The organism is Deltaproteobacteria bacterium (assembly GCA_022340465.1).
GTDB lineage: Bacteria > Desulfobacterota > Desulfobacteria > Desulfobacterales > B30-G6 > JAJDNW01.
Genome location: JAJDNW010000033.1, coordinates 1 through 15702, shown reverse-complemented (window position 1 = coordinate 15702; position 15702 = coordinate 1). Strand labels below are relative to the sequence as shown.

13 protein-coding genes are annotated in these 15702 nt (G+C 54.7%); 5 read left to right on the top strand and 8 right to left on the bottom strand.

The genetic code is table 11. From position 1 onward, the window contains the following. Window positions 1-78 precede the first annotated feature (78 nt). From LJE94_05940 to qmoC, 3 genes are all read left to right on the top strand, one after another. The gene (locus tag LJE94_05940) at window positions 79-1356 is read left to right on the top strand and encodes a CoB--CoM heterodisulfide reductase iron-sulfur subunit A family protein (protein MCG6909651.1); all 1278 of its coding nucleotides are present in this window, start codon (window positions 79-81) and stop codon (window positions 1354-1356) included. Window positions 1357-1366: 10 nt separating this feature from the next. Then, entirely contained in the window at window positions 1367-3700 is a 2334-nt protein-coding gene (locus LJE94_05935; protein MCG6909650.1) for an FAD-dependent oxidoreductase, read from the top strand. A gap of 89 nt (window positions 3701-3789) precedes the next feature. Further along, window positions 3790-4923, top strand: a complete 1134-nt coding sequence (gene qmoC / locus LJE94_05930) for a quinone-interacting membrane-bound oxidoreductase complex subunit QmoC (GenBank protein ID MCG6909649.1) — start codon at window positions 3790-3792, stop codon at window positions 4921-4923. A 473-nt stretch (window positions 4924-5396) separates the two neighbouring features. On the opposite strand, the gene sat is transcribed toward qmoC, so the two are convergent. The 8 genes from sat to LJE94_05890 all read right to left on the bottom strand — a co-directional run bounded on the left by sat (window position 5397) and on the right by LJE94_05890 (window position 13194). Then, window positions 5397-6671 carry a sulfate adenylyltransferase gene (gene sat / locus LJE94_05925; GenBank protein ID MCG6909648.1) on the bottom strand — a complete coding sequence of 425 codons (1275 nt, stop codon included), beginning with the start codon at window positions 6669-6671 and terminating at the stop codon, window positions 5397-5399. Window positions 6672-6849: 178 nt separating this feature from the next. Continuing rightward, complete coding sequence (locus tag LJE94_05920) at window positions 6850-7998, bottom strand: MBL fold metallo-hydrolase (protein MCG6909647.1); 1149 nt, start codon at window positions 7996-7998, stop codon at window positions 6850-6852. A 299-nt stretch (window positions 7999-8297) separates the two neighbouring features. Then, complete coding sequence (locus LJE94_05915; GenBank protein MCG6909646.1) at window positions 8298-9554, bottom strand: outer membrane protein transport protein; 1257 nt, start codon at window positions 9552-9554, stop codon at window positions 8298-8300. A gap of 18 nt (window positions 9555-9572) precedes the next feature. Beyond that, window positions 9573-10832 (bottom strand): (Fe-S)-binding protein, encoded by a 1260-nt coding sequence (locus LJE94_05910; GenBank protein ID MCG6909645.1) that lies wholly within the window; start codon window positions 10830-10832, stop codon window positions 9573-9575. Window positions 10833-10834: 2 nt separating this feature from the next. Then, a complete protein-coding gene (locus LJE94_05905; protein ID MCG6909644.1) occupies window positions 10835-11545 on the bottom strand; it encodes a respiratory nitrate reductase subunit gamma in 711 nt (236 codons plus the stop codon). Between the two features lie 125 nt (window positions 11546-11670). Further along, on the bottom strand, window positions 11671-11913 hold the full coding sequence (locus LJE94_05900) for a sulfurtransferase TusA family protein (GenBank protein MCG6909643.1): 243 nt from the start codon (window positions 11911-11913) through the stop codon (window positions 11671-11673). 128 nt (window positions 11914-12041) lie between these two features. Further along, a complete protein-coding gene (locus LJE94_05895) occupies window positions 12042-12587 on the bottom strand; it encodes a DsrE/DsrF/DrsH-like family protein (GenBank protein ID MCG6909642.1) in 546 nt (181 codons plus the stop codon). A gap of 139 nt (window positions 12588-12726) precedes the next feature. Further along, a complete protein-coding gene (locus LJE94_05890; protein MCG6909641.1) occupies window positions 12727-13194 on the bottom strand; it encodes a MarR family winged helix-turn-helix transcriptional regulator in 468 nt (155 codons plus the stop codon). A 129-nt stretch (window positions 13195-13323) separates the two neighbouring features. Here LJE94_05890 and LJE94_05885 point away from each other — a divergent pair, with 129 nt between their 5' ends. Both LJE94_05885 and LJE94_05880 read left to right on the top strand, forming a co-directional pair. Next, the gene (locus tag LJE94_05885; GenBank protein ID MCG6909640.1) at window positions 13324-15294 is read left to right on the top strand and encodes an aldehyde ferredoxin oxidoreductase family protein; all 1971 of its coding nucleotides are present in this window, start codon (window positions 13324-13326) and stop codon (window positions 15292-15294) included. Between the two features lie 17 nt (window positions 15295-15311). After that, a partial coding sequence (locus LJE94_05880; protein ID MCG6909639.1) for a 4Fe-4S binding protein occupies window positions 15312-15702 on the top strand: 391 nt, incomplete at its 3' end.

Genomic DNA, 15702 nt, shown 5'->3' with positions numbered 1-15702 from the left:
GCTGCACGTTTCAGAAGGGTACCGCTTAATATATTGTTGTTATTAAATAAACTAAGCTTTTAAACACGGAGGGATAGTATGACAGAAGACAAAGCAGCCCCTGCTAGTGGAGGCATTTTGGTGGTAGGCGGCGGGATCAGCGGCTTGACCACAGCCCTGGAAGCTGCCGAAGTGGGGCACGAAGTGTTCCTGGTCGAAAAAAATCCTTACCTCGGTGGAAGAGTGTCGCAGTTGAATCAGTATTTTCCGAAACTCTGCCCCCCGACCTGTGGTCTGGAAATCAACTTCAGGAGAATCAAGGACAATCCGCGGATCAAGGTGTTTACCTTGGCGCAGGTGACCAAGGTGAGCGGCACCCCCGGCAGCTACGACGTTTCCATCGAACTGTCACCCAGGTATGTCAACGAGAACTGTACCTGCTGCGGCGAGTGCGCGGCTGCCTGTGAAACCGAGATCGAGAGCGATTTCGATTTCGGCATGAAAAAGGTCAAAGGCGCGTACCTGCCCTTTGAAATGGCTTTTCCGTCACGCTATGTCATTTCTCCCCAGATCATCGGTACCGACGATGCCCAGAAATGCAAAGAAGCCTGTAAGTATGACGCCGTCGATCTGGCCATGGAAACGAAGACCATCGATCTGCAGGTCGGTGCGGTGGTGTGGGCGACGGGATGGGAACCCTACGACGCCACTAAAATCGACACCCTGGGATTCGGCCAGTATCCCAATATCATCACCAATATGATGATGGAGCGGCTGGCTGCGCCCAATGGCCCCACCAGGGGGAAAATCCTGCGCCCGTCGGACGACAAGGAGCCGGAAAGCGTCGCTTTTGTACAGTGTGCCGGTTCGCGTGACGAGAACCATCTGCCCTACTGCTCCTACATCTGCTGCATGGCATCCATGAAACAGGCCACGTACGTCCGTGAAAGATATCCCGAGGCCAAAATCTACATCTTCTACATCGACCTGAGGGCGCCGGGCTACCGCTACGAAAAGTTTTACGACAACCTCAAAAAAGACGAAAACATCTTTTTTGTCAAAGGCAAGGTTGCCGAGGTGAGCGAAGACCCCGAATCGAAAAATATCACGGTCGTAGCTGAAAACGCCGTTACCGGTGAAAAGATACATCAGACCGTCGATATGGCGGTCCTGGCGACCGGTATGCAGCCCACGGCGGCCAACACGAAACTGCCGGCCGATCTTACGTACAACGAGGACGGCTTTATCATCAATGATTTCGCCAAAGGCGGTATGTTTGCAGCAGGATGCGCCAACAAGCCGGCTGACGTCGTGTCGTCCAATCAGAATGCAACCGGTATGGCCCTGAAAGCGATTCAAACTCTGGTGAGGAGGTAGGAGGTAATCCATGGATAAAAAATATGGTGTATATATTTGCGAAGGCTGTGGCATCGGGGATGCGCTCGACATGAAGGATCTGTGCGCCGCTCCTGAAGAAGAAGGCCTGCCTGTCAAAACACATCCCTTTCTCTGCGGCAAGGAAGGTGTGGAACTGATCAAAAAAGACGTTGCCGACGGGACCAACACGCTGGTGATTGCGGCATGTTCGCGGCGGGTCAATTACGACGTCTTCAAGTTTGACGGATGCATCGTCGACCGTGTGAACCTGCGCGAACAGGTGGTGTGGTCGCACCCGCGTTCTGAATATCCAGCCCTGACCGAGGAGCAGAAAGGGGATGGCGAGCATTACGACCGTCTCCTGATGCTGGCCGAAGACTATATCAAGATGGGCATGGCCAGGGTGGGGAAGATCGCTCTGCCCGAACCGCACATCGTGGAGTCCCTCAGCAAAAAAATCCTGGTCATCGGTGGCGGGGTTACCGGTATGTCGGCAGCTCTGGATGCCGCCCAAACCGGCTATGATGTGACCATTGTCGAGAAAGAGGCGGGCCTGGGCGGCAACGCTATCAACTGGCGCAAGCAGCTGCCCACGGAAGTTCCCTACGAAGATCTGATACCGCCTGTGGTCGATTCCCTGATCAAGAAGGTGGATGCAGAGGATAAAATCACGGTCAAAACCGAAACGGTTGTTGCGAGGATTGCCGGCGAACCGGGTGAATTCGTGGTCACCTTCAAAAAGCCCGGTGAAAAGATCCCCTTCGACGTGCCCTATCCGCTGCCGGAAGAGATGAAGCTGGACGCGGACGGCAAAGAACTGGATGTGGAAAAACAGCATGAAGCCTACCTCGAGTACAACAAGGGCAGAAACGACATCCTGTCCCTCGACCCGGACGGCGAGTTGTTCGGCGCCGTTGTGCTGGCTGCCGGGTGGCGACCTTACGAGCCCAAAGCCGGCGAGTATTCCCACCTGGGATACGGGGAATTGCCGGACGTCGTGACCAATGCGCAGTTCGAGGCGATAGCCCAAAAAGGCGCCATTCAAAGACCTTCGGACGGCAAGGAAGCCCAGTCCGTGGTGTTCATTCAAAGTCCGGGCAACGGCAGCGACAGCGATTTCGACTACGCTGGTTCGGTAACCAGTCTGGTCGCCCTGAAACAGGCCAAGTACGTACGGGAGGATTTTGCGGACGGCAAGGCTTACGTCTTCTACCAGCACATGCGTACGCCGGGACTCAATGAAAACTTCTACAAAAGCATCCAGCAGGATCCGGGAATCTTTCTGACCAAGGGCGAGGTGGTATCGGTAACGAAGAACGGCAACGGCCTGATCGTGGAGGCGGACAACACCCTCTTGGGCGACAAGATCAGGGTCAAGGCCGACATGGTGGTTTTGGGTACCGGCATGGTCCCGGTAACCAAGGACGACCCGGTCATCAACCTGGCCTACCGGCAGGGCCCCGGTTTCCGCGACAACGCGCTTTTCAATGATTACGCGGATTCCAACTTCATTTGCTTTCCCTATGAAACCCAGCGCACCGGCGTCTATGCGGCCGGCGGGATTCGCAGGGCCCTGTCCGTGGAGGAGTCCATCGAGGACGCCTCCGGTGCGGCCCTCAAAGCGATCCAGTGCATCGAGTCGGTCAACCGCGGCGTGTCCGTACACCCGCGCTCCGGCGACATGACTTTTCCGGACTTTTTCTTTCAACGCTGCACCCAGTGCAAACGCTGCACGGAAGAGTGTCCTTTCGGCGCCCTGGACGACGACGCAAAGGGGACTCCCAAACCCAATCCCACGCGTTGCCGTCGCTGCGGCACCTGCATGGGCGCCTGTCCCGAACGCATTATCGGGTTCGCGGACTACAGCATCGACAGCATCGGTTCCATGGTGAAGGCCATCGGCGTTCCCTCGGAAGACGATTACGACGATCCCCCCCTGCGCATCCTCGGTCTGGTGTGTGAAAACGACGCCTACCCGGCCCTGGACATCGCCGGCCTGAACCGTATGACCTATTCGGCCGACGTGCGTTTCATCCCGGTGCGCTGCCTGGGATCGGTCAACGTCATCTGGATCAAGGATGCCCTGTCGCAGGGGATGGACGGTGTTTTCCTCATGGGCTGCAAGCATGGCGACGACTACCAGTGCCATTTTGTCAAGGGTAGCGAGCTGGCCGACATACGCATGAAGAAAATCGGCGACGCCCTGCAGAGCCTGGCTCTGGAAAACGAACGGGTGACCCAGTTCCAGGTGGCCATTGACGATTATGACAAGATTCCGCAGATGGTGAACGAATTCGTGGAGATGGTCGAAGATCTCGGACCGAACCCCTTCAAGGGATTCTAAGCCCGTTTTGGACACATGCAACGGTAAGGCAACTTTAAAGAAAAAATCGGAAAACGGTTTTTGTGTCAATTTATATAGGAGGTATTCAGATGGCGGATGCATATGTTGTGGAGCCGGATATTGGCTTTATTAACGAAGTGAAAGGGCTTGGCGGGGGAGATCTGAAAAAGTGTTTTCAGTGTGCCACCTGTTCGGTGGCCTGCCCGATCGCCCCCGACAACAAGCCTTTCCCGAGAAAAGAGATGATTGCCGCCTCATGGGGCTTGAAGGACAAACTGGTGGGCAACGGCGATGTCTGGCTGTGCCATAATTGCGGCGACTGCTCCACCCTGTGCCCCCGTGGCGCCAAACCCGGCGACGTGCTGGCGGCTATCAGGGCCTACGCGGTTACCGAGTACGGACCGGTCAAGGCCATCGGCAAGCTGATCAACGACCCCAAGAAGCTGCCCATCGTTCTGGGCATTCCGGCGGTTCTTTTTCTGGTGGTGGGCCTCATCACGGGTCTGCTGGACTTTACGCCCGAAGGTGACAAAATCGCGCATGCCCATTTCTTCTCCACCTGGCTGGTGGACATCATGATGATTCCGGCGGCGATCTGGACGGTGGCCACTTTTGCCATCGGCCTGAAACGGTTCTTGAACGATATGCACCAGAACGCCCTGGCGGACGGCAAGACCGACATCAAGAAAATCGATCCCATGGGCATGATCCAGGGGCTGATACGCATTATCCTGCCGATCCTGAAGCATGACAAATTCAACGAATGCGGGGAGAACAAGGATCGGGCCACGGCCCACATGATGGTGCTGTTCGGCTTCATCGGCCTTTTCATCGTCACCAGCATCTTCTTCGTGGTCCTGTATGTGTTTCAGATCCACGGCCCCTATTCACAGCTCAACCCGGTTAAGTGGCTGGGGAACATTGCCGGCGTTTCGTTGGTCATCGGCAGTGTGCTGATGATCAAGCAGCGGCTGGCCAAAAAAGATCAGGTTTCAGCCTACAAAGACTGGTGGCTGGTTATATGGGCCCTGTCGCTGGGGGTCACCGGGCTTCTTTCCGAAATGACCCGCCTGGCGGGCATGGCCGGCGTCACCTACTTCTTGTACTATGTCCACCTGATGTTCGTGTGGAGCTTGTTTTTCTTCATTGCCTATTCAAAACTGGCCCACCTGGTCTACCGGACGGCAGCCATGGCGTATAACGAGTACATCGGCAGGAAATAAAATTGCACGGGCAATGTCATTTCCGGCGGTAGCGGCTTCGCCGAAGTAGTGATGGTAAAACCACAAACAGGGTTCGGCAACCTTGCCGACCCCTGTTTGTGGTTTAAAATTACTTGTGGTTAAAATGCGGTTTTGAAAAAACAATTTTCATAGAGATTTTTTTAGCGGTAGCAAAAGCGTATGGCGCTATCCGCAACCCGAGAGTCGCCGAGCGTTATCCCGCGTCAAGAGGGTTATCGCATATTTCACTGAGACTGAGGGCGTTGAGGCCGGCAATCCTGAAGACCTGATGATGACGTACAAACCGGAGTCGCATGATACGTTGCCCAGCATGGTTGTGGCGATGGATCAGGAAATTGCACAGGCAACGTTGGAGCAATAACAGAAAAAGGGTGTGACGTTTCGTCACACCCTTTTTGTTTTTTAAGCGGCGAAGCCGCGTTCCATAATTCCGCCCCGTGGCGAAATTATTTTTAGTCGCCGGTAGCGGCCTTGTGGGTCTTGATTTCGACCTTTTCGGTGAGGCCTTCATAGTAGTCACGCAGGATGGCGACAACTTCGTCGCGGCCGAAGTGATCCGGCAGATCTCCACCTTCGGAAAGCATCTTCCTCAGCATGGTGCCGGAAAGCAGAACGCGGTCTTCCTTTGCATGCGGGCAGGTTCTCAGGGAGGCCATGCCGTCGCATTTGTAGCAGTAGAACGTCCAGTCGATCTTCAGCGGCTGGCAGAGCAGCGCCTTGCCCTCGCCCTCGGGGGTCGGAATCTTGTCGAAGATGGTCTGGGCTTCGAACATGCCGTAGAAGTCACCCACGCCGGCGTGGTCACGGCCGATGATCATCTTGGAGCATCCGTAGTTTTGACGGAAGGTGGCGTGCAGCAGGCCTTCACGCGGACCGGCGTAGCGCATATCCAGGGGATATCCGCCCTGGATCACGTTTTGCTCCACAAAGTAGTTCTTCACCAGTGTATCGATGCATTTTACGCGGACCTCGGCGGGGATGTCGCCTGGTTTCAAGTTACCCACCAGAGAGTGGATGTAGACGCCGTCACACACCTCGACGGCAATTTTGCACAGGTATTCGTGGGAGCGGTGCATGGGGTTTCTCAGCTGCAGGGCGGCAACTTCGCTCCAGCCCCTTTCTTCGAACATCTTGCGGGATTCTGCCGGGCGGGCATAGACACCGGCGTATTTGGTGGGGTATTCGGCTTCGCTGAGCACCTTGACGGGGCCGGCCAGATTGAACGCTTTCTGGTTCATGACCATCTGGACGCCGGGGTGATCGTCTTTGGCGATTTTCCAGAATTCCTCGGGGGTCGGGGTACCTTCGCCCATATAGACTTTTTCGCACTCAAAGGTTTTGTCGGCCTCGGTCATCTCGAACTTTTCGGTGACCTGCATGGTGGCCATGATCTCGTCGCCTTCGGGATCGTACAGGGCGATTTCATCGCCTTCACTGATAGCGTCGGCATCTTCCTTGCTCGCGTCGAGGGTAACCGGGATCGGCCAGAAGGTACCGTCGGCCATCAGAAAATTTTCGCAGACACCCTTCCAGTCTGCCTTGGTCATGAATCCGGTCAGCGGGCTGAATCCGCCGATACCCATCATGATGAGGTCGCCTTTGGCCCGCGCTGAAATCTCGACCTTTTTCAGGCCCTCAGCCTTCTTCTTTTCCGCATCTAGTTCCGCGCCTTCGAGAAGGCAGCAGGTTAAACCCTTTCCGCCATGAGGTGGAATCAAATTTGCCATTTGCTTTTTTCTCCTTTCCAAGTGGTTTTATTGAATTTGTCTGCTCTGCAGACTTTCGATCGACCCAGATATAAAAGACGATACATATAAAGTAAAAAAGTATTTGTCAACAACAAAGGCGCAATGGAGCCGGGGCAGCGCCCCGGTTTCATTACGCCTCACGCTGGTTTTGAAAATGTTATTTGTTGGCCATCTTGCTGGCGGCGCACTCGTTTTTTCCCAGGTCCATGATATCGGCATTTTCATCATCTACCGTTACCAGACCCGCGTTGATTTCACGAATTTTGGCATATTCGTCGGGCTGCTTGCGCATGTTGGCCTCGATAAAGCCGTAAAAGGTGTCTGCGTCGGCAATGTTGTAGATGTCAGCGTTGATTTCTTTGATTTGTTCGAGCGACCTCGTGAAAACAAGGTCCTGATTGGCTTCCTTCCAGTCCATGTAGTGGCCTGGAAGCATCAGTGTCGCACGGTCCCACTGAAGGATTTTCTGCTGCAGGGTGTCGAACAGCATCTGGGACCACTCCTTGGCCATGCCCCCCAGGTCCGGGCGCCCGATGGAGTAGATGAAGACCGTGTCGCCGGTTATCATGTAGCGGTCATCGATCAGATAGCAGGTGCTGCCCGGGGTGTGGCCGGGTGTGTGGATCGACTTGACTTCCGGCCCCCCGTTGCCGAACCTGAAAACGGTTCCGTCTCCGGCGGGCGTGTAAGCGAACGTGGCCGGGTGAAAATCCTCGTCGGGCGCGACGATCTCGACGCCCAGGGATTTGTTCAGCCCCATGCTGCCGGAAATGTAATCGGCCTGGCGGTGGGTTTCGAAGGTTTTTGTGATGTTACAGCCCTTTTCGGCGGCAAATTCGGTGTAGGCCGCAATATTTTTGGCCGGGTCAAACACCATCATCTCCTCGCCGCAGACGAGGCCGTAGCTGCAGGAGGCCTTGCCCGGTCGCCGGAACTGATGCAGCTCATAATCGGCGCCGCCGGCGACGCGTACGGGAGCGAGCAGGTTTCCCCAGGCTTTGATGCCGACCAGCATGTGGGCCACATCGTCGAAACCGTGATTGACCAGGATTTCGGCAACGTATTTGGATGAGCCTTCCTTGGCGCAGACAATCCGCACCTTTTTACCGCGGGGCACTTTGGCAACGCTTTCCTCTTCGTGTTCGATGAACTCCATGTACGGTACGTTCACCATGTCGAAGGGATAGGGACCCTCCACCTTGAACCGGCCGAACTCTTCGTCATTACGAACATCCACGAGCAGAAAGTCTTCCTTGGCGATAAGCCATGAAAATAACTCCTGCGCTGTAAACGATTGCACTTCCATGGGTGAAGCCTCCTTTTTAGTACCAATTTGACCAAATCCCATCATGTTTGTGAAAGCAGTTGGTTTCAGGTACATCTGGACCGGATAAAAAAATCCCAAATTCTAAACAAATACCAAACTCAACTGTTCACAGGTTCAAAACTTAATGAAACTGCAGGAGTTAGTCAATTAAAAAGACGGCCGGGGAATGCGGCCAGCACATTCCCCGGTTCATTCCTTGCTTGCTTTCGAATCAATAATCGGTTGGTAAATTAAACCTCAATCCAGGTTGAAATGACTCAATACGATTGAGCCCAGCGTTAAAAGAACCATGTCAGGCCCAGGGTAACGGTATCCTCCTTGAGTGAAGACTCGAAGCTGAAGGCGTCACCCGCGGAGGATTCCTTGGTGGTATTCTCGAGGGCATGCACGTAGGCCAGATTGAGCGCTATAGTGGTGCTGAACTTGTATCCCGCCCCCAGGGTGATGTGATGTTCGACCACGGCCGGGAATCCGAGAATGCGCAGGGCTTCGTAGTTGACGTTGCCGACGTCGTGACCTTGTACGTCGGTGCTGCCCATGGGATTGAAACCGTCGTGCTCTTTGACGGGGTTTTTGGCGTAGTTGTAGCCCGCCCGTAAAGAGAAGGCGTCCGTGAGTTTGTACTGGGCGCCCAGGGCGAAGACCCACTGGTCTTCCCAATCGAAATCTTTGTAGCCGTTGGCGTTCGACCAGTTGATCCAGCGCGTGTTCACTTCGACCAGCCAGGAGGATCCGGGCTCCAGGGCGACGCCCAGGGCGACGACCTGGGGGGATTGCAGTTCGAGATCGTCTAGGGTGGCATCAGCGGTCAGATTGCCGGAGGCGTCGTAATCGTCAAGATAGGCGACCTTGTTGTGGGTGACGCCTTGGTGGTAGGTGTATGACGCACCCAGGTTGATGATTCCCAGCTTGTACAACCCGCCCAGCTGAAAGCCCATACTGTAGCCGTGATCGGCACCGTAACCGAGGTCCAGGTTCTGATAGCTGACAATCGCGTTGGCACCCACGCTGAAATTCGGGTTGATCAGGTAGGCCAGGTTGGGTGCGAAGTTCATCACTTCCAGTTTGGTGTAGATGTTGCCGGGCAGAGGCAGATCGGATTCCTTGTAGCTTACCCCCATGCCCGAGACACCGTAAGCGCCGACACCGAAGCGCCACTTCGGTGAGAGGGGCGTGGAGATGCCGATGGCGGGAACGACCGAAGGATCCATCTCGCTGGTATCGCTGCCTTTCACCTGCGTATAGGGTTGGCTCGGATTCCCCGTCGGAACCGTAACCTTGGCTTTTCCGTCGACGCTGGGGCTGAAATAGGTGCCGGCAAAGTCGGCTTCCGCACCCGGGCAGAACGGCCCGAAGCAGATGGCTGCAGGGTTGGCAAAAATAGCGCCGATGGCGTCCTGGGGAGCGGCGACACCGACCCCTCCCATGGACCTGGACATGGGGCCGACCCCAATGAGGTTGCTGCCGTTGGTGGCCATTGCCGGCGGCACCAGACACAGGGCTAAGATAATGGTTAAAATAAAACGTTTTTGCATCAAATTCCTCCTAAATTATTATTGTTCTTGAACGAGGGCATCGGCGACCATGGACGATAGAAATCTGACCTCCACGCCCAGCTTGTAGTGATCGTTGAGATTGTCCAGTTGGGTATGGCAGTTTTCACAGGCGGTGGTCAGGATGCCGGCTCCGGTTTTCTGCACCTGTTCGGCTTTGACCTTCGACGATTTCATCCTGAAGTCGATGGTTTCATCCCCCAGGGCCACAAGCCCGCCGCCCCCGCCGCAGCACCAGTTATATTTCGGTTCGGGTGACATTTCACGGAAATCATCCGTGAGGTGTTGCAGAATGAAGCGGGGTTCGTCGATCACGCCGCCGTTGCGGGCGATCTGACAGGGATCGTGATAGGTAACCGCTTCTTTGAACCGCGATTTGTCAAGCTTGATCCTGTTTTCACGAAGGTAGCGGGCATGCACCTCCGTAATGGATGTGACTTTGAACGGCTGGGGCCCGGAGAGCTGTTTCATTACCCGGAAGGCGGTGCCGCATTCGCAGATACAGACCTCTTTCACCTTGAGGCGCAGCGCCTCATTGATGATGCGGTCGAGAATCAGTTTCGTTTTGGTGGGGTCTCCCACGAAGGCCCCGAAATTGACAGCCTCAAAAAAGCTCAAGGTCCAGTTTTCGCCGGCGGCATTGAAAACGGCCGCCGCCGGTATGATGGAGTGAGCCCCTGCCAGGGCCACATAGAGCAGGTCGGCGCCTTCCACATCCACGGGAATGGCGGTTTCGCCCGCCTCGATTTTCCATTTTTTGACGACTTCATTTTCCAGGTTTTTAACGCCCTTTAAAAAGCCCTCCTTGAAAAATTCGAGGGATTTGCCTTTTTCCACGGACGTGTCGGCCAGCATCGTCAGAATTTCGGGCTCTGCGCTGGCACCGATGAGCAGCAGCTTGGCGATGGACATCAGCATTTGGGTATCGATGCCGAAGGGACAGTAGACCATGCAGCGCCGGCAACCGGTGCAGGAGTAAGCCGCTTCGAAGAGGGGTTCTATGGCCCTGTCGCTCAGCTCGCTGGCTTCACCCACCGAAGGCCAGATCTTGCCCCGTGTTTTGAAGTATTTTTTATAGAGCCTTCTGATGATTTCACCGCGATAGGCGGCGATATGCTTGACCTGGCCCGTCGACGCGTAAACATGACAGGCTTCGACGCAGACACCGCAGCGGGTGCAGGTTTCCAGGTAAAGCCGCATGGCTTGGTTGAGTTTACTTTTGAAAAGTTTTAGAAGTTCATTTCGGGTATCCTGGTCCATGGCTAACCTCTTCTCAATTTGTTGATGGGAATCGAAAGGAACGAATGCATGCTTTGGCTGAAGGGAAAGAAAATAAGGAACAGGTTGGCTATGAAAACGTGCAGCACCAGCATGAAAGAGTGGCCTGAAAAAATGATCCCATCGGGAAGTTCCGGCCTGAGGGCCAGCAGGCTTGACAAATAAACGCGGTAATCGTCGACGGTCATCTCCTCGTAGAAATAGATCCGCCGGGCCCAATCCATTTCACTGCCGAAGATGACAATAAGAAACAGCAGGATGAGCAGATAGTAGTCTTCGGGCACCGAGAGCTCTTTGACCGGCGAAATAAATCTTCGAAAGAGAAAATAGAGCAGGCAGACGGCCAAAATGAGCCCCAGGTATCCCTTTCCCAGAAACGGTTCATGGGGTATGATCTGGAAAACGCTCACGTCCCAGATCAGTTCCAGGTGGCCGATGAACAGCAGGATCAGACCGATGTGAAAGACGATCAGAAATACCCATAATAGGGGTTTGTGCCTGCGCACGGTGGGGAAAAGAAAAATATCGCTGAGCAGCGTCAGAAACTTTCCTTTCGGAGTCGGATAGATCTGCAGCGTCGTGGGATGCGCGGGCGCGGTGAAAATTTTAATTAATCTGGCTGCTGTACCGACAACGAATACGGCAGCGGCAACATATACCATGGGGACCAGAATGAAATAATACAGGGATTGCAAAACAACCTCCGTTTACTTTTGAATTCACCCGGGCTTCGTGACGGGGCGGTGTGCACCCCTCCCAGGGATGCGACGCCTACCGTAACGCATGGGTTCCGGGTGAATTCAAATGTTGATGGTGCCGTTTAGGATTTTCTCTGGATATAGAATTTAATGGTGTCACCGTCTTGATCGGTTTTAAGGATTTCGTTTCCGCTGGTGCGCGCCCAGGCTGGAAAATCGGTGAGAGAACCGGGATCGGTCGTGACAGCCTCGAGCACCTGGCCCACCTCGATTTCCTTAATGCCTTTGCTGACCTTGACCACCGGCATGGGGCATGCCAGGCCGCTCAGGTCCATTTGCTTTTCTACACTGATGTCGTCGCTCATGATAATTCCTCCTTTTTGATGCGGTTGCAAAACTTTTTTTCAAACCCTGAACCGATTAAATCGGCCCCGGTGTGTTGGCTGCGAATTTCAGGCCGGCGGTCGTGTTAACGACGGTCAGCCCCCCCCGGCTAGATGAACAGCTGCACTTTACTGTCCTGTGCCTCCGCAAGGAAGGTGGCCACTCCGGCGAATTCAAGGCCCTCATAGTCGATCATCTCCTCACGTTTGAACCCCATGAGGTCCATGGACATTTCGCACACGTAAATTTTAACGCCCAGTTCCTGGGCAAGCGCGATCATTTCCGGTAAGGAGGCCACGTTTTTTTTCTTCATCAGGGATTTCATCATGGCAGTACCCATGCCGCCCATGTTCATTTTGGACAGTTTGACTTTTTCGGCGCCTTTGGGCAGCATATTTCCGAACATGGTTCCCATCATGTCTTTTCCGCCCACGTTTTTGTTGCCGGCACGCAGTATCGGCGTTCCCCAGAAGGTGAAAAACATGACCGCATCCATGCCCATGGCGGTGGCGCCGGTGGCGATAATGAATGCAGCCAGGGCCTTGTCCAGATCGCCGCTGAAAACGATCATGGACAGTTTGTTGGCAGTGGCTTTGGCGCTCATAGCATCCAGCTGTGCTTTAAGATTTGCGACTTGTTCTTCGACTGTTGACATAATGCCTCCTTAGATAACCGCTACTATGAACTATAATATGGATATAAAATTAAGTGGTTGTGCAAATTAATATGATGATATGAGCTCTATGTGAACCATTTGCGCGAGATTGTCGCGATGGTAACCTGTTGATTTTGTTCTATACCATCAATTCCTTGATCGATTCCATGGATGCCTTCAGCAGCTCGAGGTTGGTCATCATGGTATTGCGTTGCTCCGGTTCCATCTGTCTGAGAACTTCTTCGTGCGTGTCATTTAAGAACTTTTTGATTTCATTTAGTTTTTTATGACCTGCGGCGGTCAGGCACAACAGCGTGGTTCTGGAGTCCACCGGATCGGTGACGCGTTGGATCAGCCCTTTTTTGTTCAGACCGGAAATCAATTTCGAAATGCGGCTCTTGACCAGATTCAGTTTGCCGGCCAGGCCTTTGGGCGTTAAATACTTTTCGTCCCCGAACAGAAGCAGGCAGCGCATTTCGGCCTCCGGCAGGCTGAATCGCTCACTCTGGTAGCGCATGCGGTCCTGGCAGCATTGATACAGTTTGGTAATCAAATTCTGAAACTGGTCAAGCTGGCGTTCCGGTATGTTTCCGCCTAGAAGGTTCATGGTACGAACAATAATTGAAATACGGCGGTTGTCAAGTTTTTTTTTCTTCTGCAGGGGACGGTCTTGGGTTTGACAACGGGATTGGCCATATTGTAGCTTGAACCCAGGTTCAGATTAGGTTGAGGCCAAATGAAGACAGCCAACAACGGGTGTATGGGTAAAATTCTCTGGGTGGACCTGGACAGGGGCCTTCTCGAGGAGAGAGAAATTGCCGTATCGCTTTACCGAAAGTATCTTTCCGGTTCGGGTATGGCTGTTCGCATCCTGTACGATGCGATCCCGAAGGCTGCCGATCCGTTAGGGCCGGAAAACGTACTCTGTTTCGTTTCCGGACTCCTGACGGGCACGGGCAGCCTGTTCACCGGGCGGTGGATGGCGGCGGGGAAATCTCCCCTGACCGGGACATGGGGAGATGCCAACTGCGGCGGCAACTTTTCACCGGCCATCAAACGGTGCGGGTACGACGGCATTTTCTTTTCGGGAATAAGCCGTCATCCGGTTTACCTTTGCATCCACGGTGAAAAAGCCGAACTCCGCGATGCAAAAGCGTTGTGGGGAAAGGACACCAAGGAAACCGAACGGTTCCTGAAAGCGAAAGCCGGGTGCAACAACCCGCGCATTGCCTGCATCGGTCCGGCCGGGGAGAACCTGTCCCTGATTTCCGGCATTGCCAACGACGGCGGCAGAATGGCCGCCCGTTCCGGGCTGGGTGCCGTCATGGGGTCCAAGCGTCTGAAAGCCGTCGTCCTGGATGGCGTTCAGCGGATTTCATCCAACAACAAGGCCGAAATCAAACGCCTGAGCAAGGCGTGCAATGACAGCATTCAATTCATGCCGCCCTTTCCTCCGGCAAATGTGCTTTCCTACCTGGGTGCTTTTTTACGGGCACTGCCCGCTCAACCCTCCGCGGAAGCCCTTTATTTCAACACGGTTTACAAACGCATGCTCCAGAAGTGGGGCACGGCCAGCCTCAACCAGATTCTGATTGAACTCGGCGATACGCCCATAAAGAACTGGAAGGGCAGCAACGAGGATTTTCCCCGGGAACACTCGGCAAAGCTGAACCCCGATGTGTTTTCCGACTGCGTCGTCGTGAGGTATCATTGCTACTCATGCCCACTGGGGTGCGGCGGCCTCTGCCTGCGGTCGGGGATTCAGGGAGAGACCCACAAGCCCGAATATGAAACCGTTATGGCCCTGGGCGGATTGTGTATGAACGACGATTCGGAAAGCATTTTCCGCCTGAACGAGAAGCTCAACCGGGCGGGCATGGACACCATTTCCGCCGGTGGGACCGTGGCCTTTGCCATCGAGTGTTTTGAAAAGGGGATCCTGACCACCGGGGATACCGACGGGCTTGCTCTTACCTGGGGCAACCGTGCGGCCATCGAAGCGCTGGTCGACAAGATGATTGCCCGGGACGGCATCGGTGATCTTTTGGCCGATGGCGTCAAAATGGCTTCGCAAAAGATCGGCAGGGGGTCCGGGACGTTCGCCATTCACGCGGGCGGCCAGGAGTTGGCCATGCATGACGGCCGTTTCGATCCCGGGTTTGCACTGCACAACAGCGTGGAGGCAACCCCGGGAAGGCACACCATCGGATCGCAGCTCTACTACGAGCTTTTCAGGTTGTGGGAGCAGGTATCCCGCCTTCCCGAACCGGACCTGATCTACCTCAAGCGGAGCAAATACGTTCCGGACAGGGAAAAAGCGGTGGCGGCGGCAGCGTGCAGCAAATACATGAATATCATCAACGGTTCGGGCGCCTGCATGTATGGCGCCCTTTTCGGGCTCGAAACCTTCCCCCTGTTCAAATGGCTGGAGGCCGCCACCGGCTGGGGGTATTCACCGGATGATTACATGGTGACCGGTGCACGTATTCAGACGCTGAAGCAGATGTTCAATCTCAAACAGGGGATCGAGCCGGGGAAAATAAAAATGACGGATCGGGCGTTGGGACGCCCCCCCCTTTCGGCCGGCGCCAACAAGGGTAGAGCCGTGCCGGTGGAGCGGATGATCCGTGACTATTGGGACGCTTTGGAGTGGGACCCGGAAACCGGCCATCCCACCGAAGCCCTTATAAAGCGCCTGGAACTGTAGCATCGCGGGACGATATTTTGCCAAATACCAACATGCCGTTCAAGATAACCGAAAAGTGCATCGGTTGCAGTGTCTGCAAGAAAATATGCCCGGTGGATGCCATTCTGGGTGAAAAGGGAAAGGATCACAAGATCGATGCGGAACGCTGCATTGCCTGCGGCGCCTGCGGAAGAATTTGCCCGCAGTCGGCGGTGCTGGATGAAAACGGGTCGGTCATCGAGCGCATCCGCATCAGGAAAAATTGGCCCAAACCCCTCATTGACGAATTTCGCTGCATGTCCTGCAACATGTGCATGGATGCCTGTCCCACGGCATGCCTGCAGTTGAGGTATACCTTGGAAACCGACAATAAAAAGGCCGTTCCCGTTCTTGCCCGCAGAAAAGAGTGCATCGCCTGCCGATTCTGCG